The following is a 24,775-nucleotide window of genomic DNA, read 5'->3' as shown; positions in this document are numbered from 1 at the left end:
GCCATCTCTTGTCTTTTTCACCTCATTTTGTTGAATTGTATAAAACATCCACACAAAAATGGGAATAAATTACACACTTTCGAACTCGTTCGATTCATGAAAACTTTTATATTTACTTAACTATCAGCGATTTAATAAAAATCCAATTCTTTGGCACCGCATTTGAACTACAGTCAGTGTAAAACTTATTTACTAACTATTTAAAATGAAAAGCAATATGAAAAAGTTATTTGTAGCAGTAGCATTGGTAATGGGATTAGGAACTTCAGTAGTATTTGCCGAAAACCTGAGCACAAGTGTAGACACTGTAAACGTAGTCAACGAATTCAAGCCTATTGAAGTGAAAGACCTTCCTCAGGCAGTTCAGGATGCCATCACAAAAGATTATGCAGAATGGACCATCAAAGAAGCATACGTAGAAGAAACAGAAGGTGTGAAAACCTATAAGGTGGTACTGGCCGACCAAGAAGAACACACCGCTACATTGGTCTACAATGAAAAAGGTGAAGTACAGGAATAAGCATTAACTTTATGATTTGAGTTCAGAAGAAGGATGCCCCAGTGACGAATCTGTCACGAAGGCATCCTTTATTTTAATAGCATGACGATACTGCCACACGTAATTAACGCCGCTCCCACAATCACTCTCAAACTGACCGGTTCCTTCAAAAACAGGAAAGACAGGCAAATGGTTATTACCACGCTCAGTTTGTCAATGGGTGCCACTCTTGATACATCGCCTGTCTGCAAAGCCTTAAAATAAAACAACCAGGACAGACCGGTAGCCGCACCCGACAAGATTAAGAAAAGCCAGGTATGTGTATCCACATGCTTTACATTCACCACTTGACGCTCAGAAAACACAATTCCCCAAGTAATCAGCAAAATAACACTGGTTCGAATCGCTGTAGCCAAGTCTGAGTTGATATTCTTCACTCCTATTTTTGCAAAAATAGCTGTCAGTGCGGCAAAAAAAGCCGACAATAAAGCATAATATTTCCACATAGCTCCTCTCTCCTTTCAATGGCTGGAAAACACCCAAAACAAAAAAGCCCTGATTCTTTTCTGAATCAGAGCTTCATCTATCGCGGTGCGTACGGGACTCGAACCCGTGACCCCATGCGTGACAGGCATGTATTCTAACCAACTGAACTAACGCACCATTAAGTTTTTCTTTCGTTGCTTTCTCTCTCGATTGCGGTTGCAAAGGTAGTGCATTTTTTGAAACCCACAAACATTTCGAGCATTTTTTTTCATATTTTTTCGGCAAAAAATCACAAACGATTGATTTTCAAGTATTATCAAAGCAATCTTTTTTTCACCAAAAACCGGAGCTATATGTAATATCGGCTTGTCTTCATTCATACATCCCTATAAAATCTGAAAGTGTACTTATCAAGAAAAGATAGTTGTCCCGCATTTTTTATGTTTTGCGGACGGAAAACGTATGTTTCTGCCTGGGGAAACATACGTTTCCAGTAAGAGAAACGTAGATTTCCGGGTAAGGAAACGTAAAAAACAACTGCCAGTTTCCTGCTTACCGATGTTGCGGTAACACATTCACCTGCCGGCAATAAATAAAAGAGGAAACGTATGGACATAAAAAAAGGAGTTCCGCTGAACTCCAACCTTTGTTAACCTTAAATCTAATACTATGAAAAACACAGTGCAAAGGTAAGGACTTTCCAGATATCTACAAATTATTCCTTCTAAAATCTATGCTATATAACATGTTTTAAGAAGGACGATATCGTCATTAAAAGCCCTTAACAAAAAAGATTGGGACTGTAATCACAGTCCCAACTTTGCAGATATTTCAAGCATCTTCTGGATAGGTTTGATGGCTTCTTTTGCCACTGCTTCATCCACCTTCACTTCCGGCCATTCATACTTCAGCGTGTTATACAGTTTTTCCAGTGTGTTCAAACGCATGAAGTTACATTCGTTGCAAGCGCAGGTACTGTCTTCCGGCGGAGCTGGAATAAAGTGCTTGTCCGGACACTTCTTGCGCATTTCATACAGAATGCCGCTTTCTGTAGCCACAATGAAGTTTTTCTTGTCACTGGCCATGGCGTATTTCAGCAATCCTGCCGTCGAACCGATTTTGTCGGCCAGTTTCGCTACGGCTCCCTTACATTCCGGATGAACCAGGATTTCTGCATCCGGATACTGCTTTTTCACTTCCAGAATCTTTTCTACAGAGAATTTCTCGTGCACATGGCAGGCACCATCCCAAAGCAACATCTGACGCCCGGTAATGGAATTGATGTAATTTCCCAAGTTCTTGTCGGGACCGAAAATCAGCTTTTCATCTTCCGGGAAGCTTTCCACAATCTGGCGGGCGTTGGTAGAAGTCACCACCACATCCGTCACCGCTTTGACTGCCGCACTGGTATTGACGTACGAAATGACTTTGTATCCCGGATGTGCCTTCACAAATTCGGCAAACTTGTCGGCCGGACAACTGTCGGCCAGTGAACAACCGGCATTCAGGTCGGGAATCAGCACTTTCTTGTCCGGACAAAGGATTTTCGCGGTTTCACCCATGAAGTGAACTCCACACATCACAATGATTTTCGCATCCGTTTTGGCGGCCCATTGCGCCAGTGCCAGACTGTCGCCGATAAAGTCGGCAATCTCCTGTATTTCGTCCGCCTGGTAGAAATGTCCTAAAATGACCGCTTCTTTTTCACGACATAACTTTTTAATCTCAGCCTTCAGGTCGAGATTCTTTTCTACGGGTTCATCCACATAACCCTTTTTCAACCATTCTTCTTTATTCATTATTAGATTATATTTTTTCTTCTTTTTAAAAGAAAATATGATACTGATAATATCCCGTTAATAGTGTTCGTAAAAATGATGCTTCTTTTTTTGTTTTTCCGTTATCATCTTTGAGGTGAAGGATATCAGTCACTCATAAACAGGCTTACTGATTGATATCATTATCTTTACCGATTCTATTAACAAATTGTTGATACGTTGCAAAGTTAAAAACTTTTCGGTGATTCATTTCTGAAAATTCAATAAGAATGTGTTTAAACTGTCAGTGAAAATTATTTCTAAGTTTTTTGGATGGTTGGTTTCAAGCCTGCTATAATTGATTTGTGGAATCTTGCAAGAAATAATTTTCATTTTCTATGCGCTCGTTTTTTACACCTTTTCCACCGTTTTCAACAGGGTTATGAATATAGTTTTTATCTTTGCAGCCGAACGTATTTCAAAGATAGGAATTATGGCTGAATTAAGGAAATTGAAGGTGACGGAGATGAACCGCCTGACGGTGGAGGAGTTTAAGGAAGCAGATAAGCTGCCGCTGGTGGTGGTGCTGGATGAAGTGCGCAGTCTGCACAATATTGGAGCGGTATTCCGTACATCGGATGCTTTCCTGGTGAACAGTATTTATCTTTGTGGCATTACGGCTACTCCTCCTCATCCGGAAATGCATAAGACGGCGCTGGGTGCAGAATATACGGTCGACTGGAAATATTTTTCCCGTACGCAAGATGCTGTGAATGAACTCCATGACATGGGGTATACCGTGCTGTCTATCGAACAGTGCGAGGGGAGTACCTTGCTGGATGAGTTGGCATTGGAGAAGGGGAAGAAATATGCCATCGTGCTGGGAAATGAAGTGAAAGGTGTGCAGCAGGAAGTGGTGAATATGTCCGACGGATGCATTGAGATTCCTCAGTATGGCACAAAACATTCCTTGAATGTGTCTGTCACGGCAGGTATCATGATATGGGAGTTTGCGCACAAATTGTTCAAACTGCGTTGAACACTGCTTGTGAATATCCTATTGATAACTTGTTAATTTATTGATTTACACTGTTATATCTGTCCGTTTTCGACTAGTGTAACGACTCTTTCTACCATCTTGTCGTCATCTTCAGGATGGTATTCTTTTTTCAGGCTGGCTCCGAACAGGGCAGCGAACGCCTGATAAAATCCGGCCTTGAAAGGTCCCATGAAGGCCTTGACCAGTTGATAGGAAGACTGGTTGCATTCTCGGTTGACCAGCTTGATCAACAGTTTGCCTTGTGAGAAGGTGAGTTTCTTCATGCGAGGGGTGTACTGTTGTTTCAACCCTTTTTCCACCAGTTTCATGTGTTGCTCTCTGGCTTTCTGATTGGGTAAGGTTTCCATATACTCATACGTTTCAATCACCGCTCTTTTGATTTCCTTAGCCAGAGGTAGCGTCTTTTTTACATCGCGGACCAGTTTATAGTAATATCTTTCTTGCCTTTTGTTTTTAAACTTGAGTTTCGGGTAAACGTAAATGTTTCTTAGCGTTATACAAGGTATAGTGTCTCCTTTATAGACGCATACAGGGACTTTATGACCTATAATCACTGTAGGGGTCAATTCCTGGGCATGTGTATAGAGGCAGCTGCTTAGCCACAGAATCATGAATATGTAGAGACTCTTTTTCATATACGCAAAAATAGAAATAATATTCAGATTACGTGGCATAATTAACGTATTTATAGGATGTGTATAACCTTGTGAATAACATGTGGAAAAGGTTTGTTTATCTCTGTGTATCAGTCGTTTTTAGTGGTTTAAATCTGTATGGGCAATCTTCGTGGATAGAATGGGAGGAACAGATGGGAGAAGAGGAGAGTGCGGTTTCTTGGGAAGAGAGGTATGAGGAGTTGAGCGAGCTGGCCGAACATCCTTTTAACGTAAATGCCGTGACGAAGGAAGAGTTACAGCAGTTACCGTTCTTGTCCGACCGGATAATTGAAAATCTGCTGTATTATGTATATAAACACGGACCGTTGGTCAGTTTGAATGAGTTGTGGGGAGTGGAAGGGATGGATCGTCAGACGCGTTTGTTTCTGGAAGATTTTCTTTATGTAGGCGAAACGAATCGTGGGGAATCTTTCTCTTGGAAAAATTTTTGGAAATATAACCGTCAGGAAATGTGGATAAGAACTGATTATCCGTTAAACAAGAAGGCGGGGTACGCGGGCATTCCTTCCGGACAAGAGGATAAGCTGTCTTCGAAACGGTATTACGGAGATCCTTTTTATGTGAATATGAGGTACAGATTGCAGTACAGGGATAAAATAGCTGTCAGTTTTGCGGCCGAAAAAGATGCGGGGGAACCTTTTTTCAACCGTTATAACCGGAAGGGATTTGATTTTTACAGTGCATCGGTGCAACTGAAGGATTTCGGACATTTGCATACACTGGTACTAGGCAACTATAAAGCCAGTTTTGGTTACGGACTGGTAATGAACATGGGGTTCGGGATGGGAAAATACACTTCCTTTTCGTCATTAAACCGTGCGGGAAAAGGGTTGAGCAAGTATACTTCCATGAACGAGGCAAATTATTTGCAAGGGGCAGGAGTTTCCTGGAAGTGGAACAGACGATGGGCGTGGACTGGATTCTTTTCTTTCCGCAATCAGGATGCTACGGTGGATAATGGGTGTATAACTACGTTGAAAACCGATGGATATCACCGTCTGAAAAAGGATATGGAAAAGAAAAATTCAGTTTTCAATACCTTGGCAGGTAGTAATTTACGTTATGACGGAAAGTATTTTGAAGGTGGACTGACGATTGTTTATAATGTTTTCAACAAGGTGTTGAATCCGGTGGAAAGATTGTATAACCGTTATTATCCTCGGGGAAAGTATTTCTATAATGTAGGTGTGAATTATAAATGGTATAAGGGGAAGTTTATTTTTTCCGGGGAAACGGCCATCGACAAGCAGGGTAAGGTAGCTACATTGAACCAGCTGACTTATTCACCGACTGTGAATACCTCATGGATAGTTATTAACAGGTATTATGATAAGAAATACCAGAGTTTATATGGCAATGCCTTTGGTGAAAATTCCAGATTGCAAAATGAAACCGGAATTTTTATTGGGCTGGAAACAAACTTTTTACGGAATATCAAGCTCTTGTGTTCCATAGATTTCTTTTATTTCCCATGGTACCGTTATTTAGTGGACAAACAGAAAACAACAGGAATGGAAGGTGTTTTTCAACTATCTTATTCACCGTTAAATTCACTGGATATGTGGATAAAATACAGTTATAAGAATAAGGCTAAAAACTATAAAGAGTCGGATGAAGAGAAGTATGTGTTACCTGATATCCGGCAGCGTCTGCATTATCAGCTGATTTATTCACCGGTGAAATGGGTGCAGTGGAAAACGGTGGTGGAATATGTGCGTTCATCCGTGTTCCGGAAAGAAGTATCCAATGGAGTGGCGTTGGGGAGTAGTCTGAAATTGGAAATCCCTCGTTGGAATGTACGGGCTTTTTTGAGTGGAGCTTGGTTTCGTACAGAGGATTATGCTTCACGGGTATATTTGTATGAACAAGGATTGTTGTATGCGTTTTCCATGAGGGCCTTGTATGGAAAAGGGGAACGGTTGGCTGTAGGAATGGATTATAACTGGAAGAAACGGATGTTTTTTCAGATGAAGTGGGGATGGACACATTACAGAGACCGGAACTTAATTGGTTCGGGAGCAGAGGAAATTCAGGGAAACCAAAAATATGATTTACAGTTTCAGGTGCGGTTTAAGTGGTGATTTTCTGAAGTAAGGGTATAAAAAAAGGAGTACCGCTGTACTCCAACCTTTGTTAACCTTAAATCTAATACTATGAAAAACACAGTACAAAGATACGGAATTCTGGAAATAATGCAACTCCTGAGGTGAAAATAACGGGTTTTATAACATGATTTAAAGAAAACTCCCATCCTGTTAAATCCTATTTTGATTTTAACAGAACGGGAGTTTCTATTTTAACGTTTTATTTTGCGTTGATTTCAGCTATTTCCTTGGTGGCTACTTCCAGTGCTTCATTGATGTTGCTGCAGATATTCTCTTTTCCAAGCAGTTCATAGAAACCGGATTTTTCCAGCACTTGATGTACTTTCTCATTGACACCCGACAGGATGATGTGAATGTTTTCTTTTTGTGACATTTCACATAGGGTCGTGAGGTTATGGATACCTGTGGAATCAATGAAAGGAACTTTTCGCATACGGATGATGCGGATTTTCGGACGGTCGCCCAACCGGGACATGATTTCTTCGAACTTGGTGGCGATACCGAAGAAATACGGACCATTGATTTCATATACTTCCACGCCTTGCGGGATGACCAGATGTTCTTCGTGTACTTCCAGGTCGGATTCGTTGTTGGGGTCTATTTCGTCTGTGATGACAGAAATCTTGGTTGTTTCCATGACACGCTTCATGAATAGTACACAGGCAATCACCAGACCGACTTCAATGGCTACTGTCAAATCGAAGATAACCGTCAGGAAGAAGGTGATGAGCAATACCACTACATCCGACTTTGGGTTTTTCAACAGTCCTTTGAACACCCTCCATCCACTCATGTTATAAGAGACAATGACCAGTACGCCGGCCAGGCAAGCCATCGGAATGTATTGTGCAAGGGGCATCAGGAAAAGGAGAATGAGCAGCAACACTACGGCATGTACGATACCGGCAACGGGCGACTTGCCTCCATTATTGATATTGGTCATCGTGCGGGCAATGGCTCCAGTGGCAGGAATACCTCCGAAGATAGGGGATACAAAGTTGGCGATACCTTGGGCGATGAGTTCCGTGTTGGAATCATGACGGTCACCGATGACACCGTCGGCCACGGCTGCAGAAAGCAAAGATTCGATAGCTCCCAGTACAGCAATGGTGATGGCTACAGGAAACAGGTTCTTGATGGCTTCCCAATCGAGTGCCGGAACGGCTGCTTCTGGAAGTTGTGACTTGATGCTGAAACGGTCGCCGATGGTATCGATGCAGGTGATTCCTCCATACATTTTCAGGTAGTATACTCCTACGGTTACCAGAATGATAGCTACCAGTGAGCCTGGAATCTTTTTGGAGAATTTAGGCGTGATGGCAATGATGAACACGCTGACCACACTCACTATGACATTCCACCAATTAACCGTATCGAAGTGATGGAAATAAAGAATCCATTTTCCAATGAAATCTCCCGGTACTTTTTCACCTTGGAAATCGAGTCCGAAAATATCGGCAATCTGGGTGGTGAAAATCGTGACGGCGATACCGCTGGTAAAGCCGATGATGATAGGGTAGGGAATAAATTTGATGACGGTTCCCAGTTTAAATACTCCTAATAATATAAGGAGAATACCGGCCATCATAGTGGCTACCATCAGTCCTTCGATTCCGTACTGCTGGATGATACCATAAATGATGACGATAAAAGCGCCGGTTGGTCCGCCAATCTGTACCTTGCTTCCTCCCAGAAACGAGATGATAAAACCGGCCACAATGGCTGTGATGATTCCTTTTTCCGGACTTACTCCGGAAGCAATACCAAAAGCAATGGCTAATGGCAGGGCAACAATTCCCACGATGATACCTGCCATCAGGTCGGTCATCAAATCGGCCTTGGTATAGGTTTTCATCATGGTGAAAAGTTTGGGTTTGAATTCTAATCCTTTCATCTATCTTAAAAATGTTACTAATTTAAAAAGAAGCACAAAAGTATATATTTTCTTATATTTGAGCGACCTTTGCTTTAATTATCTTTGAAAAAGATACTGTAAATGGAAAAAGAACCGGGTTTGATTCAAGAATATACCATTTATATGAAATTTTGTTGGGTCTATCTTATTGTGTTTGATTTGGAAAACTATTTTGGAGCGTGAATTGTTTTATATGTAGATAACCTTATTATAAAAGGATAAAGCGTTAATAAAATAGAAAAATAAAATTGTAATGATTACAAATTTGAATAAAACTTCTATATTTGTAGTGCAAACTTAAAAACGTAATTTATTCATCAACTTAATAACTAATAGATATGGGAAAAAGCATTAAAGGAACAAGAACCGAGAAAAATTTGGCAATCTCTTTTGCAGGTGAATCACAAGCCAGAATGCGCTATACTTATTTCGCAAGTGCAGCCAAGAAAGAAGGTTTCGAACAGATTTCAGCTATTTTCTTGGAAACAGCTGAACAGGAAAAGGAACACGCCAAGAGAATGTTCAAGTGGTTGGAAGGTGGAATGGTGGAAATTACAGCCAGCTATCCTGCCGGAGTAATCGGTTCTACATTGGAAAATTTGAAGGCTGCAGCTGCAGGCGAGAATGAAGAGTGGAGTCTGGATTATCCGAAATTTGCCGACATCGCCGATGAAGAAGGTTTTCCAGCCATCGCAAAGATGTATCGTGAAATTGCTGTAGCCGAAAAGGGACACGAAGAAAGATACTTGGCTTTCGTGAAGAATATTGAAGATGAAACCGTATTCAAGAAAGACGTGGAAGTGGTATGGCAGTGCCGTAATTGCGGTTATATTTATGTAGGAAAGGAAGCTCCCGAGGTATGTCCGGCTTGCTTGCATCCACAGGCTTATTTTGAAGTGAAGAAAAATAATTACTAATCCATTTTGATTGCATGACAACAAAGAAGGACTGTGGCTGTTTGTTCAGCGGCAGTCCTTTTTTTGTAAGGTAAAATACCTATTTCAAGGTATTGCGTCGTGCGTAGTAAGTTCTCATTTTTGTATATCAAATTTTAAATGCAATAAATATGAAAATAAAGTCGGTTATAGGTCGTGAAATACTCGATTCACGAGGAAATCCTACTGTAGAGGTAGAAGTGAAACTAGAGTCTGGTGTGATAGGACGTGCTTCTGTACCGTCGGGAGCTTCTACGGGTGAACATGAAGCGTTGGAATTGCGCGATAAGGATGCACATCGTTACGGAGGAAAGGGAGTCTTGAAGGCTGTCGAGAATGTAAACAAGGTGATTGCGCCGGCATTAATCGGTTGGTCTGTATTGGATCAGCGGAGTATTGATAAGAAAATGCTGGAACTGGATGGTACGCCAACCAAATCTAAGTTGGGAGCCAATGCCATTTTAGGTGTATCGCTGGCAGTGGCCAAAGCTGCTGCTGCTTATTTGCAGATACCTTTGTACCGGTATATCGGAGGAGTCAATACATTTGTGATGCCGGTTCCGATGATGAATATCATCAACGGAGGTTCACACAGCGATGCTCCCATCGCTTTTCAGGAATTTATGATTCGTCCGGTAGGGGCACCTTCTTTCCGGGAAGGCTTGCGCATGGGAGCGGAAGTGTTTCATGCCCTGAAAAAAGTGTTGCACGATCGCGGGCTGAGTACGGCCGTAGGAGATGAAGGTGGATTTGCTCCGGCATTGAAAGGTACGGAAGATGCACTGGAGTCTATTTTGGCGGCCATCCAGCAGGCTGGATATGTGCCAGGAAAGGATGTGATGATTGGAATGGACTGTGCCTCTTCTGAGTTTTATAAGGATGGGGTGTATGATTACACTATTTTTGAAGGTGAAAACGGGAAAAAGCGTACTTCGGACGAACAGATTGCCTATCTGGAAGAATTAATCAATAAATATCCGATTGATTCCATTGAAGATGGAATGAGTGAAAACGATTGGGAAGGATGGAAAAAACTGACGGAGCGGATTGGAAACCGTTGCCAGTTGGTAGGAGATGATTTGTTTGTGACGAATGTGGAATTCCTTTCAAAGGGAATCGCGATGGGATGTGCCAATTCTATTCTGATTAAGGTAAATCAGATTGGTTCGCTGAGTGAAACACTGGATGCCATTGAGATGGCTCACCGTCATGGATACACCACAGTGACGTCTCACCGTTCGGGAGAAACAGAAGATGCGACTATTGCGGATATAGCGGTGGCTACGAACAGTGGCCAGATCAAGACGGGGTCATTGAGCCGTTCCGACCGTATGGCGAAATACAACCAGTTGTTGCGTATTGAGGAGGAACTGGGTGATTTGGCTGTGTACGGTTATAAGCGTATCAAGTAATTAAAAGATTCATTTAGCCATGAAAAAAGAATACAGAGCTGCCGCGGGCGGTTCTGTATTTTTTTGTTGAATACTTTTGTTAAGGGATTTAATTGAAATATGGTAGATGGTTAATATGTGTTGTAAAACATGATTTTTTAGCTGTTTCTTTTGTGGTTTCAACCGGAATGTTTACTTTTGCACTGTGTTTTTCATAGTATTAGATTTAAGGTTAACAAAGGTTGGAGTTCAGCGGAACTCCTTTTTTTATGTTCTTACGTGAGGTTTCCTTTTTTCTGATGCCTGAACTGTTTTTATCTGTCTGTTTTTTGCAAGCCGTTTTTCAGTTTTTCCCATGAGCGGCCTTTCCGTTCTTTTCTTGTAAGCGTTCCGTTTGTTTTCTCTTTATGCGTGCTTTATTCTAGAAATGTCGGTAAGATAACCTTCCGCTGCCTTTATGTTTTCCATGTTTCCGGTAGGGGAGCCGTACGTTTTCCTGCCGTGAAACGTAGGTTTCCGCCGGGGAAAACGTATGTTTCCCGGTAGAAAAACATAAAAACTATCGGGAGTCTTGGGAAAGAATGTGCCTGCGGTTTTAAATTGTCGAGGTGATTCAGGTTGTGCTGCATGGAAAAATCACGGTTTTGGGACAGGCTTTACTGTCTTTGTTTTCTGTTTTATCGGAAGTCTTTTCTGATTTTTTTGGCGGAATAAAAACTTCCGTCAGTATTACCTAGTAAGGAAACATAAAAAATGCGGGTCTTCCTGTGCAAAAATGTCCTTGCGGTGGGAGATTTCCGTAGTGCCATTTGCCTTGCCACATGGAAAAAACCGGTTCTGGAGCTGTAGCTCCGTTTCCAGTTTTTCAGGAAATTTTTTTCGGATTTTCTGCTTTTCTGGAAAGGAATTCCGGTCGGGATTTCCCAGCGGGGCGAAGAAAAAGGTTGTCAGATTTATTTTTTTTCGTCTTCCGATTGGCATGAGGGAAATTCTTGTCCTTTGGATGACATAAAATTGGCAGTTCCTGGGAAGTTTCTGTTCTCCGGCTGGCATAAAAATGACTGTTCCCGGGAAACAGATCCGGAAGACCATGGATTTTTTGGGGGGTCAGAAACGAATTCTTTTCAGTTTTTTCTCCGCCCTTTGAAAAAATACAGCCCAAGTATGGATAGATTTTTCTGTGTCTCCATCGGTTTTTCCCGTTGCATGACGGTTGTTCAGCCGGTTTCTTCGTGTGTGCAGCTGCAAGTTCCTTTGCGCGTACATGTTCTTCTTTTTCGTGTACATGTATGTGCGCGTACACACGCCCGCGCGAAATATATAATGTAGGGCTGTTCCCGTCTGTTTCCGGAGTGGTCGGAAAAACATGTCCTTCAACACGTTCTTTTCCAGCGACTTATAAAAATCTTCAAAAAATTCTTCAAAAAAGAGTGTGATAAAAGTTGCAGGATCGGAAAAAGTGCGTACCTTTGCAACCGCTTTCGAGAGGGAGAGCCGCTGAGAATGACAGACTGGTGAAGAGAGGCAGACTTTCAAAGGCGCTGCACCCGAGTATCTTACCTTGCAAGGCTGCAAGGGAGCGAGAAACGGATAAGCCCCGCGAGGTCCTCCCGAAAAACTTTTTCGAAAAAAACTTCGGAAAAATTTGGAGGGAAAGAAAAAACGCCTTACCTTTGCAGACGCTTTCCCGCTGAAACGGGAGCACGAAAGAAAGATAGTTCTTTGAAAGACTTTAGATAAACAAACGAAGATGTAGTACAAGAAGTAGTCTTATATATAATGTATATATGGGATGAAACAAGAACCGTCAATAACCTGAAAAAGGATATAGAGAATCGGTTTCCTGAAACAGAGATTAAAAAAATACCCGCAAGGGTAAGAAAATATTTTACAATGAAGAGTTTGATCCTGGCTCAGGATGAACGCTAGCTACAGGCTTAACACATGCAAGTCGAGGGGCAGCATGAACTTAGCTTGCTAAGTTTGATGGCGACCGGCGCACGGGTGAGTAACGCGTATCCAACCTTCCGTACACTCAGGGATAGCCTTTCGAAAGAAAGATTAATACCTGATGGTATGATGAGATTGCATGGTAACATCATTAAAGATTCATCGGTGTACGATGGGGATGCGTTCCATTAGATAGTAGGCGGGGTAACGGCCCACCTAGTCGACGATGGATAGGGGTTCTGAGAGGAAGGTCCCCCACATTGGAACTGAGACACGGTCCAAACTCCTACGGGAGGCAGCAGTGAGGAATATTGGTCAATGGGCGCGAGCCTGAACCAGCCAAGTAGCGTGAAGGATGAAGGTCCTACGGATTGTAAACTTCTTTTATAAGGGAATAAAGTCACCCACGTGTGGGTGTTTGTATGTACCTTATGAATAAGCATCGGCTAACTCCGTGCCAGCAGCCGCGGTAATACGGAGGATGCGAGCGTTATCCGGATTTATTGGGTTTAAAGGGAGCGTAGACGGGTCGTTAAGTCAGCTGTGAAAGTTTGGGGCTCAACCTTAAAATTGCAGTTGATACTGGCGTCCTTGAGTACGGTTGAGGCAGGCGGAATTCGTGGTGTAGCGGTGAAATGCTTAGATATCACGAAGAACCCCGATTGCGAAGGCAGCCTGCTAAGCCGCGACTGACGTTGAGGCTCGAAAGTGTGGGTATCAAACAGGATTAGATACCCTGGTAGTCCACACGGTAAACGATGGATACTCGCTGTTGGCGATAGACTGTCAGCGGCTTAGCGAAAGCGTTAAGTATCCCACCTGGGGAGTACGCCGGCAACGGTGAAACTCAAAGGAATTGACGGGGGCCCGCACAAGCGGAGGAACATGTGGTTTAATTCGATGATACGCGAGGAACCTTACCCGGGCTTGAATTGCAGACGAATTACGGGGAAACCCGTAAGCCGCAAGGCGTCTGTGAAGGTGCTGCATGGTTGTCGTCAGCTCGTGCCGTGAGGTGTCGGCTTAAGTGCCATAACGAGCGCAACCCTCGTGTCCAGTTACTAGCAGGCAAGCTGAGGACTCTGGACAGACTGCCATCGTAAGATGTGAGGAAGGTGGGGATGACGTCAAATCAGCACGGCCCTTACGTCCGGGGCTACACACGTGTTACAATGGGGGGTACAGAAGGCAGCTACCGGGCGACCGGATGCCAATCCCGAAAGCCTCTCTCAGTTCGGACTGGAGTCTGCAACCCGACTCCACGAAGCTGGATTCGCTAGTAATCGCGCATCAGCCACGGCGCGGTGAATACGTTCCCGGGCCTTGTACACACCGCCCGTCAAGCCATGAAAGCCGGGGGTACCTGAAGTGCGTAACCGCAAGGAGCGCCCTAGGGTAAAACTGGTAATTGGGGCTAAGTCGTAACAAGGTAGCCGTACCGGAAGGTGCGGCTGGAACACCTCCTTTCTGGAGAGGGACCGACGAAGGTTCTTGCCTTGTGCTGCAGATGAGTTTGTTTTTCGATATGAAGAGAGAAAGATGAAGCCGAGTCGGAACGGACGAGGTTGAACTGAAATCATCCAATTATTAATTATTCATTTTTAATTATTAATTGAAACAGTCCTATAGCTCAGTTGGTTAGAGCGCTACACTGATAATGTAGAGGTCGGCAGTTCAACTCTGCCTGGGACTACCTCGAAGAAAGGAAGCGAAAAAAAACTTCCTTAAAATTTTGCAGGAACGAAGGAAAATGCTTACCTTTGCAGCCGCAAAAAACGGGGGATTAGCTCAGCTGGCTAGAGCACCTGCTTTGCACGCAGGGGGTCAACGGTTCGAATCCGTTATTCTCCACTACAAAAAACGGTCTATGACATGATGTAACAAGCAAAAAGTAATTTTAGTACGAAAGCTAAAAGTATATATCATCCCGCACCCGTCGGAAGACGGAGTGTGCACGTGATAAGGAAAGTAGGAAAGGGCGCATGGCGGATGCCTTGGCTCTCGGAGGCGATGAAGGACGTGATAAGCTGCGATAAGCCGCGGGGAGGTGCAAATAACCTTTGATCCGCGGATTTCCGAATGGGACAACCCGGTGTGTTGAAGACGCATCATCCATCCTCAGATGGAGGCTAACGCAGGGAACTGAAACATCTTAGTATCTGCAGGAAAAGAAAATAACAATGATTCCCCCAGTAGTGGCGAGCGAACGGGGAAGAGCCCAAACCTCAGATGTTACGGCATCTGAGGGGTTGTAGGACCGCGACATCGCAAGACATCTCGTGAATGGAACTGTTTGGAAAATCAGACCGAAGACGGTGAGAGTCCGGTACATGAAGCGAGAGGAAGCGTAGCGGTATCCTGAGTAGCGCGGGACACGAGGAATCCTGCGTGAATCCGCCGGGACCATCCGGCAAGGCTAAATACTCCCGAGAGACCGATAGTGGACCAGTACCGTGAGGGAAAGGTGAAAAGCACTTCGAACAGAAGAGTGAAAGAGTACCTGAAACCGTGCGCCTACAAGCGGTCGGAGCGCGCAAGCGTGACGGCGTGCCTTTTGCATAATGAACCTACGAGTTGCCGTGTCTGGCAAGGTTAAGGGGCACGAGTCCCGGAGCCGAAGCGAAAGCGAGTCTGAACAGGGCGTCAAGTCAGATGCGGCAGACGCGAAACCAAGTGATCTACCCTTGGCCAGGATGAAGTCTGGGTAACACCAGATGGAGGTCCGCACCAATAAGCGTTGAAAAGCTTCTGGATGAGCTGAGGGTAGGGGTGAAAGGCTAATCAAACTTGGAGATAGCTCGTACTCCCCGAAATGCATTTAGGTGCAGCCTCGCGGGTTACTGATGTGAGGTAGAGCGACTGATTGGATGCGAGGGCTTCACCGCCTATCAAGTCCTGACAAACTCCGAATGCGCATCAGTTCTACCGCGGGAGTGAGGGCATGGGTGCTAAGGTCCGTGCCCGAGAGGAGAAGAATCCGGACTATCAGCTAAGGCCCCGAAATGACAGCTAAGTTAAACTAACGAAGTCTGATTGCTAAGACAGCTAGGATGTTGGCTTGGAAGCAGCCATTCATTTAAAGAGTGCGTAACAGCTCACTAGTCGAGGAATCGGGCGTGGATAATAATCGGGTATCAAGTTGTCTGCCGAAGCTATAGAACCAGCAATGGTTGGTAGGGGAGCATTCCATTCGGCGTCGAAGGCGTGGCGTGAGCCACTCTGGAGCGTATGGAAAAGCAAATGTAGGTATAAGTAACGATAAAGGGGGTGGGAAACCCCCTCGCCGAAAGACTAAGGTTTCCTGATCAACGCTAATCGGATCAGGGTAAGTCGGGTCCTAAGGCTCAGCCGAACGGCGAGGCCGATGGCAGAAACGGTTAATATTCCGTTACTACCTTTGAGGGTGACGTGGGGAAGCAGCAGTGACACCGCCGCCGGCTGACGGAATAGCCGGTTGAAGGGTGTAGGCGCCGATTTCCGCAGGCAAATCCACGGAAAGAGCCGAACCTGATAGTACGCCAACTCCTTCGGGAAGCGGTGATAGCGCGGGTAAGCAGACTGCCGAGAAAATCCGCTAAACATAACTTCAGAGGTACCCGTACCGCAAACGGACACACGTAGTCGGGTTGAATATACTAAGGCGCTTGAGTGAATCACGGTTAAGGAACTAGGCAAACTGACCCTGTAACTTCGGGATAAAGGGTCCCTACCCAGAAATGGGAGGGCGCAGAGAATAGGTCCAGGCAACTGTTTAACAAAAACACAGGGCTGTGCGAATATGAAAGTAGAGGTATACAGCCTGACACCTGCCCGGTGCTGGAAGGTTAAGAGGAGATGTCATCGCAAGAGAAGCATTGAATTGAAGCCCCAGTAAACGGCGGCCGTAACTATAACGGTCCTAAGGTAGCGAAATTCCTTGTCGGGTAAGTTCCGACCTGCACGAATGGTGTAATGATCCGGACGCTGTCTCAACCGTGAGCTCAGTGAAATTGTAGTATCGGTGAAGATGCCGATTACCCGCGATGGGACGAAAAGACCCCGTGAACCTTTACTATAGCTTAGCATTGAATTTGGGCACGCGATGTGTAGGATAGGTCGGAGGCTGAGAGACGGGCACGCCAGTGTTCGTGGAGCCGCTGTTGAAATACGACCCTTCGTTTGTTTGAGTTCTAACTCCGGGTTGGAGGACATTGCTTGGTGGGTAGTTTGACTGGGGTGGTCGCCTCCAAAAGCGTAACGGAGGCTTCTAAAGGTGCCCTCAGGACGATCGGTAACCGTCCGCAGAGTGTAATGGCATAAGGGCGCTTGACTGGGAGACAGACAGGTCGAGCAGGTAGGAAACTAGAGCATAGTGATCCGGTGTTTCCGTATGGAAGGGACATCGCTCAAAGGATAAAAGGTACTCCGGGGATAACAGGCTGATCCCTCCCAAGAGCTCATATCGACGGAGTGGTTTGGCACCTCGATGTCGGCTCGTCACATCCTGGGGCTGGAGAAGGTCCCAAGGGTTGGGCTGTTCGCCCATTAAAGTGGCACGCGAGCTGGGTTCAGAACGTCGTGAGACAGTTCGGTCTCTATCTATCGTGGGCGTATGAAATTTGCGTGGCTCTGACACTAGTACGAGAGGACCGTGTTGGACCGACCTCTGGTTTGCCGGTTGTGCCGCCAGGCGCATCGCCGGGTATCCAAGTCGGGATCGGATAAGCGCTGAAAGCATCTAAGTGCGAAGCCGGCCACAAGATTAGATTTCTCAGGGTCGTTGAAGACGACAACGTTGATAGGATGCAGGTGTAAAGCTGGAGACAGCAAAGCCGAGCATTACTAATTGCCCGTCAGCTTTCCTTATCCGCGCCGGGCGGATGGAACAGACATCGTAAGGATGATATATACGTTCAGCCGAGTGCTGAGATTGCTTGCTTGTAAGTCATGATGAAATATGATTGATAAGGAGAATGGATAGGTCATTATGTTCATTATTCATTATTCATTATTAATTGAAAGGATATTAAGGTGACTATGGCGCGAAGGTTCCACCTCTTCCCATTCCGAACAGAGAAGTTAAGCTTCGCCACGCCGATGGTACTGCGTACAAGTGGGAGAGTAGGTAGTCGCCGTCTTAGATGAAGCCCCGAGGCAGAAATGCTCCGGGGCTTTTTTGTTGCCCGTAAGGGAACGGGAAACGGAAGGCTGCGGACGTGCATTCCGGAGATACGGCCTCCCCGTGGCGGGGGCAACCGCCGGTGTTTTTCGGAATGTGTATTTTTCTGGATGATGTCAGAGCTGCCGGTATGTCCTGCTGAAGCAATTTCCTGCTGACGGGCGAATATTAGGAGACTTGTGTCTCTTCTATCCAGCTTCTAAAGCTTATGTCCTCTCCAGACACTATTTTAAAGCCTTCTCGGCAATCTTTTGACGTTTTTAAGGATTGGTGTGGAATGTACAGAAATCTTGCGCCTGAAGGGAAATAAAAAGGTATAAAAAAAGCCGGAACGAAAAATTCCGGCTTCTGATAGGGTGTGTGTGGCAGATTATTTTTCTGCTTCACTTTTGGCTGCATGCGGATAATCAATCGTGTAATGAAGCCCTCTGCTCTCTTTTCTTTCCATGGCCTGACGGGTAATCAGGTAGCCTACGTTAATCATGTTACGGAGCTCACAAATCTCTCTGGAAGCTTTTACACGCTTGAAAAGGCGTTCTGTTTCTTCGTACAGAATATCCAGACGGTTCCAGGCACGTACCAAGCGCAGGTTGCTTCGAACGATACCTACGTAGGCTTCCATAATTTGGTTAACTTCTTTCATACTTTGGGTAATCAGGATACGTTCTTCATTGCTGATGGTACCTTCTGCGTCCCATTCCGGAATATCTTCGTTGAAATCGTAACGGTCGAGTACGCTGAGAGCATGTTTGGCTGCTGAATCAGCATATACGATGGCTTCTATCAGTGAGTTGGATGCCAGACGGTTTCCTCCATGCAGTCCGGTGCAAGAGCACTCTCCGAGGGCATACAGCCGCTTGATGCTGGACTGTCCGTCCAAATCCACCTTGATACCTCCACACAGATAATGCGCAGCCGGCGCTACCGGAATGTAATCCTTGGTTATATCGATACCCAGGCTCAGGCACTTCTTGTATATGTTCGGAAAATGTTTCTTGGTCTCTTCCGGATTTTTGTGAGTGACATCCAGATATACATGGTCTTCTCCACGCTGTTTCATTTCACTGTCGATGGCACGAGCTACGATGTCACGAGGTGCAAGAGACAGACGCGGATCGTATTTTTGCATGAATTCTTCGCCAGCGAGGTTTCTCAGTACAGCCCCATATCCACGCATGGCTTCCGTAATCAGGAAGCTGGGACGGTCGCCCGGATGATACAAGGCGGTAGGATGGAACTGGATAAATTCCATGTCTTTTACCACACCCTTGGCACGATATACCATGGCAATACCGTCTCCGGTGGCTACCAGCGGGTTAGTGGTATGGTTGTAAACGGCTTCACATCCGCCGGTGGCCATCACTGTCACTTTAGACAGGAAGGTATCGACATCTCCTGTAGCTTCATTCAGCACGTAGGCCCCGTAGCATTTGATGCCGGGCGTATGGCGGGTGACAATGATGCCTAAATGATGTTGGGTGATGATTTCTACAGCATAGAAATTGGTGAACACCGTAATGTTGGGATGACGTTTCACTTCTTCAATCAGGCTGGTCTGGATTTCGGCTCCCGTATTGTCTTTGTGGTGTAGGATACGGAATTCAGAATGTCCGCCTTCTTTGTGTAGGTCAAATTCTCCGTTTTCTTTTTTATCGAAATTTACTCCCCATTTTATAAGTTCCTCTATTTGGGAGGGTGCGTTGCAGATTACTTTTCTGACAGCGGCAGGGTCGCTGATCCAGTCTCCTGCAACCATGGTGTCGTGGATATGTTTTTCAAAGTTATCCACCTTCAGATTGGTCACTGAAGCGATGCCACCTTGTGCATAGTAGGTATTCGCTTCTTCCAGTCCGGCCTTGCAGATCAGTGCAACCGAACCTTTGTGCGCCACTTTCAGCGCAAAGCTCATTCCGGCAATTCCTGAACCGATAACGAGAAAATCGAATTTTCTTATCATAACGTTGGGTATTATGACACAAAACTACAAAAAAGTCAGTTAGATGATGCTTAAAAGCATCCTTTTTTATAAATGCTTTATAAGTAGACTTTTAAAATATTTAAAGTTGCATTTGAGATGTTTTATTTTCAAGCAGAATTTCTTATCTTCACGGGAAATTAAAATAAAAATCAGACGATGAATCGTACTTTTCAATCAAAAGTTGGTTGGTGGTATTGGATAGTAATAGGAATAACTTCTGTGTTGTTGTTCTTTTTTTTCTGGGAACACTATTTGCTATGTACAATTCTGTGCGCAACCATTGTGATTTTTGAAATCGAGATGCTTATTCATACCCAGTATGTCATTACAGGAGACGGTTGGCTGAAAGTGGAGACAGGACGCTTTGTGCCCAATGCTTCGGTGGAGATAACCGAAATTCTCCGGGTACGGAAAGTTCGTTCCATGGCTTTCTGGGAACCAGCCTTGTCATTTGAACGGCTGGAGGTCGTGTTTAAAAAGCATGGAAAAGTACATTCCATTTGCCTTTCCCCCAAGAATCCGCAGGATTTTGTCCGTTGTTTGCTGAAACAGAACGAGACAATCCAGTTTTACGACTGAGACTATTTATTAACTGAAGAAAAAATACTATGGTACGTGAATTTAAAATCCGCAGGACCCCTTTTAAGGTGTGGCTAGGGGTCATCATTGTGATTGTGGCCATCGTGTTGATGGCGTTGCACACTGAAAATTACTGGAATCTTTCACCGATTGTACTTCCTGTACTTTTATTGATTGACGAGCAGATGACTCGTATTCTGGTGCAGGAAAACGGTGATATCTGGTTGAAAAGGGGATTTAGCGGGAGTATCAAGGCATACGGTGTCATGCGGATTGTATTGCGGAAAAAAGATTCTTTGTTGAAAGGACGGGTGACGGTGTATTATACCAAAGGATTCCTTAATTTTGATCCGGCGGACTTGAAAGGTTTTCTGGCATGTGCGAAAGAGCGTAATCCACATGCGGACTATCGTGAAGAATAATCATCCTGTAAATTGAAAGTGTATGAAGTATCAACTGGCAATCATTGGTGGAGGTCCGGCAGGATATACTGCGGCAGAAGTAGCAGGAAAGGCAGGACTGAGCGTAGTTTTGTTTGAAAAGAACAATGTTGGAGGAGTCTGTTTGAACGAGGGATGTATCCCCACTAAAACATTGTTATATTCAGCCAAGGTGCATGATACGGCGATGCATGCTGCCAAGTATGGCGTCAATGTGAAAGAGGTGTCGGTCGATTTGGGAAAGGTGATTTCCCGAAAGGCAAAGGTGGTAAGAAAGCTGGTATTGGGTATCAAGGCAAAGCTGACGGCACAGCAGGTGACACTGGTACAGGGAGAGGCTTACGTGCAGGACGCACATACAGTCCGCTGTGGAGAAGAGATATATACTTGTGAGCATCTGATGCTTTGTACGGGAAGTGTGGCTTTTGTGCCTTCCATTCCGGGACTTGACACGGTAGATTACTGGACGCACCGGGAGGCTTTGGATAATAAGGAGCTGCCTTCTTCACTGGCGATTGTAGGGGGCGGAGTGATTGGTATGGAGTTTGCTTCTTTCTTCCATAGTTTGGGCACGAAAGTGACTGTTATCGAAATGATGGATGAGATTCTAGGAGGAATAGACAAGGAATTGTCCGGACTTTTACGGGCGGATTACGCCAAAAGAGGGGTTAATTTCCTGTTGAATACACAGGTGACCGGAGTTGCCCGGACAGAAGAAGGAATAGAAGTAAAATACGTACACGACGGAGAAGAAGGAGCGGTATGCGCGCAAAAGCTGTTGATGAGTGTTGGACGCCGGCCTGTGATGACCGGTTTCGGACTGGAGAATCTGAATCTGGCACTTACAGACCGGGGCATGGTGAAGGTCGATGAGTGCATGCAGTCTTCTGTGCCGGGTGTGTATGTGTGTGGAGATTTGAACGGAGTCTCTTTGCTGGCTCATACGGCGGTGCGGGAGGCAGAAGTGGCGGTACATCATATTTTGGGCGAAAAAGACGCTATGAGTTACCGGGCTATTCCGGGAGTGGTCTATACCAATCCGGAAGTTGCTTCGGTAGGTCTTACGGAAGAAGCTTTGGCGCGTGAAGGACGTGCCTATCGTGTCGTTCGGTTGCCGGCGGCTTATTCCGGTCGTTTTGTGGCCGAAAATGAAGGAGTGAATGGCATTTGTAAAGTCTTGGTGGGAGAAGACGACGAGATTTTAGGTGTACATTTGCTTGGAAATCCGGCTTCTGAACTGATTGTACAGGCAGGGATGATGATAGAAGACAGGCGCAAGCTGTCGGAATGGAAAAAATATGTTTTTCCACATCCCACGGTGGGCGAACTGTTTCGCGAGTTATAAATCAATTGAATAGATGAAACGGATAAACGGACTATTGTTTTTTTTGTGCTTTTGGGTAGGAAGTATCTATGCACAGGCCTCATTGACAGATAAGCTGGATGAGGTGATAACTTCCGACCCTTTGTTGAAAACCTCGGAAGTGGGCATTGTGGTCCATGATTTGACTACAGGAAAAGAGCTTTATGCGTATCAGGCAGATAAATTATATCGCCCGGCTTCCATTGAAAAGGTGGTGACAGCGGTAACTGCATTGAATGTATTGGGCAGCGAGTATCAGTTCCAAACCACACTTTCGTATGATGGAGTCATAAAAAACGGTATTCTGAAAGGAAACCTGTATGTAAAAGGAGGTTTCGATCCGGAGTTTATGGACCTGGATATGGATTTTCTGGTTCGGGCCATTCAAGAGGCAGGAATACGAGTTATTTCCGGGAAGCTGGTGGGAGATGTCTCGTTGATGGATTCCCTGTACTGGGGAGCCGGCTGGTCGTGGGACGATACACCGGAATCCTTTCAGCCCTATCTGTCACCGTTGATGCTGAATAGAGGATGTGTGGACATCAAGGTCTCTCCTTCCTCCAAAGGTCAGGCGGGAAAGGTGGAAGTCACTCCAGAATCAGACTATTATCGGTTGAACAACCGTTCGGTGAGTCTGCGTCCGGATGCCGGACGTTTGAAAATTACACGCGACTGGCTGGTGAATGGCAATACGATTGATATTTCCGGCTGTGTGTCTTCCGTACGGAAAAGAACCCTGAACATGTACGATTCCAAGCGCTTTTTCATGGATACATTCTGTTACAAACTTAAGAAGGAAGGGCTTTCTGTGTCGAAAGACAGCATTTTCTTTATGGGGACTCCAGATAGCACGAAATGGGTTTATACCTGCCGTCGTCCGTTGGAAATTGTATTGAAGCGTGCGTTGAAGGAAAGTGATAACCTTTCGGCCGAAGCTCTGTTCCGGCAACTGGGACGGACGAACGGGCATGTGTCGCATCTTTCTTTTGAAGATTGCCAGAGGGTGGTAGAACGGTTTATGCGCCATTCGCTTGGATATGACCCTGAGAATTATCGGATAGTGGACGGAAGCGGGGTTTCCCTGTATAACTATGTTTCTCCCCGTTTGATTCTGGCCTATTTGAATTATGCTTACCGCCATCCGGATGTGTTCCGTCTTTTCTATGACTGTCTGCCCGTGGCGGGAGTAGACGGTACGCTCAAAGGAAGGATGAGAAGCGGAAAGGCGTTCCGGAATGTTAGGGCCAAGACGGGAACCGTGACAGGAATTTCCTCACTGGCTGGTTATTTGACATCCGTGAACGGGCACAAGGTTTCTTTTGTCATCATCAATCAAAATGTGTTGAAAGCCCGTCAGGCCCGAGACTTGCAGGATAAAATCTGTGAGTTATTAATCCGGATGAATTGATAAAAAACAGAGCTTCAAACGTATTTCTAATAAAAAGAGAGGGAAAAATACCAAAAGTAGCACGATTTTATAGTTTTTGTGAACGAATATTGTATCTCAAACTCAAGTGACTTTTGTATTTTTGTCTGTGTAGAGAGAAAATATTTGAAGTAATAACGTCAAGTTGTTTTCCGGCTTCTTCGGAAAGCAATGAGTGAATTTAAAATTATAATTATTTATGGTAAACTTTTCACTTGAAGGTAAGGTAGCCCTTGTGACAGGTGCTTCTTACGGTATTGGTTTTGCGATTGCTACAGCCTTTGCGCAAGCTGGTGCGACCATCGTGTTTAACGATATCAAACAGGAATTGGTGGACAAAGGTCTGGCTGCTTATAAAGAAAAAGGCATCCATGCACACGGTTATGTATGTGATGTCACCAATGAAGCTGCGGTCAATGCATTCATTGCACAGGTTGAAAAAGAAGTGGGTGTGATTGATATTCTGGTTAACAATGCCGGTATCATCAAACGTATTCCGATGTGCGAGATGACAGCTGAACAGTTCCGTCAGGTAGTGGATGTGGATTTGAACGCTCCGTTCATCGTTTCAAAGGCTGTGATTCCCAGCATGATTAAGAAAGGTCACGGAAAAATTATCAACATCTGTTCCATGATGAGTGAACTGGGGCGTGAAACTGTTTCTGCATACGCTGCTGCCAAAGGTGGTTTGAAGATGCTGACCCGTAACATCGCTTCCGAATACGGAGAATTCAACATCCAGTGTAACGGTATCGGTCCGGGTTATATCGCTACTCCGCAGACCGCTCCGTTGCGTGAACGTCAGGCTGATGGTTCCCGCCATCCGTTTGATGCATTTATTGTGGCCAAGACTCCGGCTGCCCGCTGGGGAACTCCGGAAGATTTGATGGGTCCTGCCGTATTCCTGGCTTCTGACGCATCTAACTTCGTAAACGGTCACGTATTGTATGTAGACGGTGGTATTCTGGCTTATATCGGCAAACAGCCCAAATAATGCACAGACCTGTATTCGAGAATAAAAAAATGTCATTCTGGGGAGGAGAATTCTTTCTCAGG

General features: G+C 45.0%; 16 protein-coding genes, 3 tRNA genes and 3 rRNA genes. 15 read left to right on the top strand and 7 right to left on the bottom strand.

What is annotated here, in order from left to right; all coding sequences use genetic code 11:
- Positions 1-217: 217 nt before the first annotated feature.
- Entirely contained in the window at positions 218-520 is a 303-nt protein-coding gene (locus OIM59_RS16570) for a hypothetical protein (RefSeq protein ID WP_303897771.1), read from the top strand.
- 68 nt (positions 521-588) lie between these two features.
- Here OIM59_RS16570 and OIM59_RS16565 read toward each other — a convergent pair whose 3' ends face one another.
- From OIM59_RS16565 to nadA, 4 genes are all read right to left on the bottom strand, one after another.
- On the bottom strand, positions 589-1,005 hold the full coding sequence (locus tag OIM59_RS16565; protein ID WP_303897769.1) for an EamA family transporter: 417 nt from the start codon (positions 1,003-1,005) through the stop codon (positions 589-591).
- Positions 1,006-1,088: 83 nt separating this feature from the next.
- Positions 1,089-1,162, bottom strand: a tRNA-Asp gene (locus OIM59_RS16560).
- A complete protein-coding gene (locus tag OIM59_RS16555) occupies positions 1,153-1,365 on the bottom strand; it encodes a hypothetical protein (RefSeq protein WP_299170554.1) in 213 nt (70 codons plus the stop codon). Before OIM59_RS16555 ends, OIM59_RS16560 begins: the two co-directional genes overlap by 10 nt.
- Before the next feature lie 426 nt (positions 1,366-1,791).
- Positions 1,792-2,784: a quinolinate synthase NadA gene (nadA, locus tag OIM59_RS16550; RefSeq protein ID WP_022353040.1), complete on the bottom strand. Its 993-nt coding sequence runs from the start codon at positions 2,782-2,784 to the stop codon at positions 1,792-1,794.
- A gap of 451 nt (positions 2,785-3,235) precedes the next feature.
- Here nadA and OIM59_RS16545 point away from each other — a divergent pair, with 451 nt between their 5' ends.
- A complete protein-coding gene (locus OIM59_RS16545; RefSeq protein WP_299170551.1) occupies positions 3,236-3,781 on the top strand; it encodes an RNA methyltransferase in 546 nt (181 codons plus the stop codon).
- Positions 3,782-3,834: 53 nt separating this feature from the next.
- Here the strand turns inward: OIM59_RS16545 and OIM59_RS16540 are convergent, their stop codons facing one another.
- Positions 3,835-4,413 (bottom strand): DUF4294 domain-containing protein, encoded by a 579-nt coding sequence (locus OIM59_RS16540; protein ID WP_299170579.1) that lies wholly within the window; start codon positions 4,411-4,413, stop codon positions 3,835-3,837.
- A 104-nt stretch (positions 4,414-4,517) separates the two neighbouring features.
- Here OIM59_RS16540 and OIM59_RS16535 point away from each other — a divergent pair, with 104 nt between their 5' ends.
- On the top strand, positions 4,518-6,560 hold the full coding sequence (locus OIM59_RS16535; protein WP_299170549.1) for a helix-hairpin-helix domain-containing protein: 2,043 nt from the start codon (positions 4,518-4,520) through the stop codon (positions 6,558-6,560).
- A gap of 223 nt (positions 6,561-6,783) precedes the next feature.
- On the opposite strand, the gene OIM59_RS16530 is transcribed toward OIM59_RS16535, so the two are convergent.
- Complete coding sequence (locus OIM59_RS16530) at positions 6,784-8,478, bottom strand: SulP family inorganic anion transporter (RefSeq protein ID WP_299172767.1); 1,695 nt, start codon at positions 8,476-8,478, stop codon at positions 6,784-6,786.
- Positions 8,479-8,837: 359 nt separating this feature from the next.
- On the opposite strand from OIM59_RS16530, the gene rbr reads away from it, so the two are divergent.
- The 7 genes from rbr (at position 8,838) to rrf (ending at position 17,892) form a co-directional block, all read left to right on the top strand.
- On the top strand, positions 8,838-9,416 hold the full coding sequence (rbr, locus tag OIM59_RS16525) for a rubrerythrin (RefSeq protein ID WP_072543647.1): 579 nt from the start codon (positions 8,838-8,840) through the stop codon (positions 9,414-9,416).
- A 149-nt stretch (positions 9,417-9,565) separates the two neighbouring features.
- Positions 9,566-10,846, top strand: coding sequence for a phosphopyruvate hydratase (eno, locus tag OIM59_RS16520; RefSeq protein WP_299172771.1), 1,281 nt, complete (start codon positions 9,566-9,568; stop codon positions 10,844-10,846).
- Positions 10,847-12,715: 1,869 nt separating this feature from the next.
- Positions 12,716-14,242, top strand: a 16S ribosomal RNA gene (locus OIM59_RS16515).
- Positions 14,243-14,394: 152 nt separating this feature from the next.
- Positions 14,395-14,468 (top strand) — tRNA-Ile (locus tag OIM59_RS16510).
- An 84-nt stretch (positions 14,469-14,552) separates the two neighbouring features.
- Positions 14,553-14,626, top strand: a tRNA-Ala gene (locus OIM59_RS16505).
- A gap of 111 nt (positions 14,627-14,737) precedes the next feature.
- Positions 14,738-17,620 (top strand): 23S ribosomal RNA (locus OIM59_RS16500).
- Between the two features lie 161 nt (positions 17,621-17,781).
- Positions 17,782-17,892, top strand: a 5S ribosomal RNA gene (rrf, locus tag OIM59_RS16495).
- Together the 16S, 23S and 5S rRNA genes with 2 tRNA genes alongside form the textbook arrangement of a ribosomal RNA operon.
- A 411-nt stretch (positions 17,893-18,303) precedes the next feature.
- Here rrf and nadB read toward each other — a convergent pair.
- Positions 18,304-19,890: an L-aspartate oxidase gene (gene nadB, locus OIM59_RS16490; protein ID WP_299173095.1), complete on the bottom strand. Its 1,587-nt coding sequence runs from the start codon at positions 19,888-19,890 to the stop codon at positions 18,304-18,306.
- Positions 19,891-20,067: 177 nt separating this feature from the next.
- Here nadB and OIM59_RS16485 point away from each other — a divergent pair, with 177 nt between their 5' ends.
- The 5 genes from OIM59_RS16485 (at position 20,068) to OIM59_RS16465 (ending at position 24,713) form a co-directional block, all read left to right on the top strand.
- Entirely contained in the window at positions 20,068-20,490 is a 423-nt protein-coding gene (locus tag OIM59_RS16485) for a PH domain-containing protein (protein WP_072541263.1), read from the top strand.
- A 29-nt stretch (positions 20,491-20,519) separates the two neighbouring features.
- Complete coding sequence (locus OIM59_RS16480) at positions 20,520-20,912, top strand: hypothetical protein (RefSeq protein ID WP_072541264.1); 393 nt, start codon at positions 20,520-20,522, stop codon at positions 20,910-20,912.
- Positions 20,913-20,934: 22 nt separating this feature from the next.
- Positions 20,935-22,275 (top strand): dihydrolipoyl dehydrogenase, encoded by a 1,341-nt coding sequence (gene lpdA, locus OIM59_RS16475; RefSeq protein ID WP_299173087.1) that lies wholly within the window; start codon positions 20,935-20,937, stop codon positions 22,273-22,275.
- Positions 22,276-22,288: 13 nt separating this feature from the next.
- Positions 22,289-23,701: a D-alanyl-D-alanine carboxypeptidase/D-alanyl-D-alanine-endopeptidase gene (dacB, locus tag OIM59_RS16470; RefSeq protein ID WP_299173085.1), complete on the top strand. Its 1,413-nt coding sequence runs from the start codon at positions 22,289-22,291 to the stop codon at positions 23,699-23,701.
- A 217-nt stretch (positions 23,702-23,918) separates the two neighbouring features.
- Entirely contained in the window at positions 23,919-24,713 is a 795-nt protein-coding gene (locus OIM59_RS16465) for a gluconate 5-dehydrogenase (protein WP_299173082.1), read from the top strand.
- Positions 24,714-24,775 lie beyond the last annotated feature (62 nt).

Source organism: Bacteroides mediterraneensis, assembly GCF_025993685.1.
GTDB classification, from domain to species: Bacteria; Bacteroidota; Bacteroidia; order Bacteroidales; family Bacteroidaceae; genus Phocaeicola; species Phocaeicola mediterraneensis_A.
This window is presented reverse-complemented; position numbering and strand designations above follow the sequence as displayed.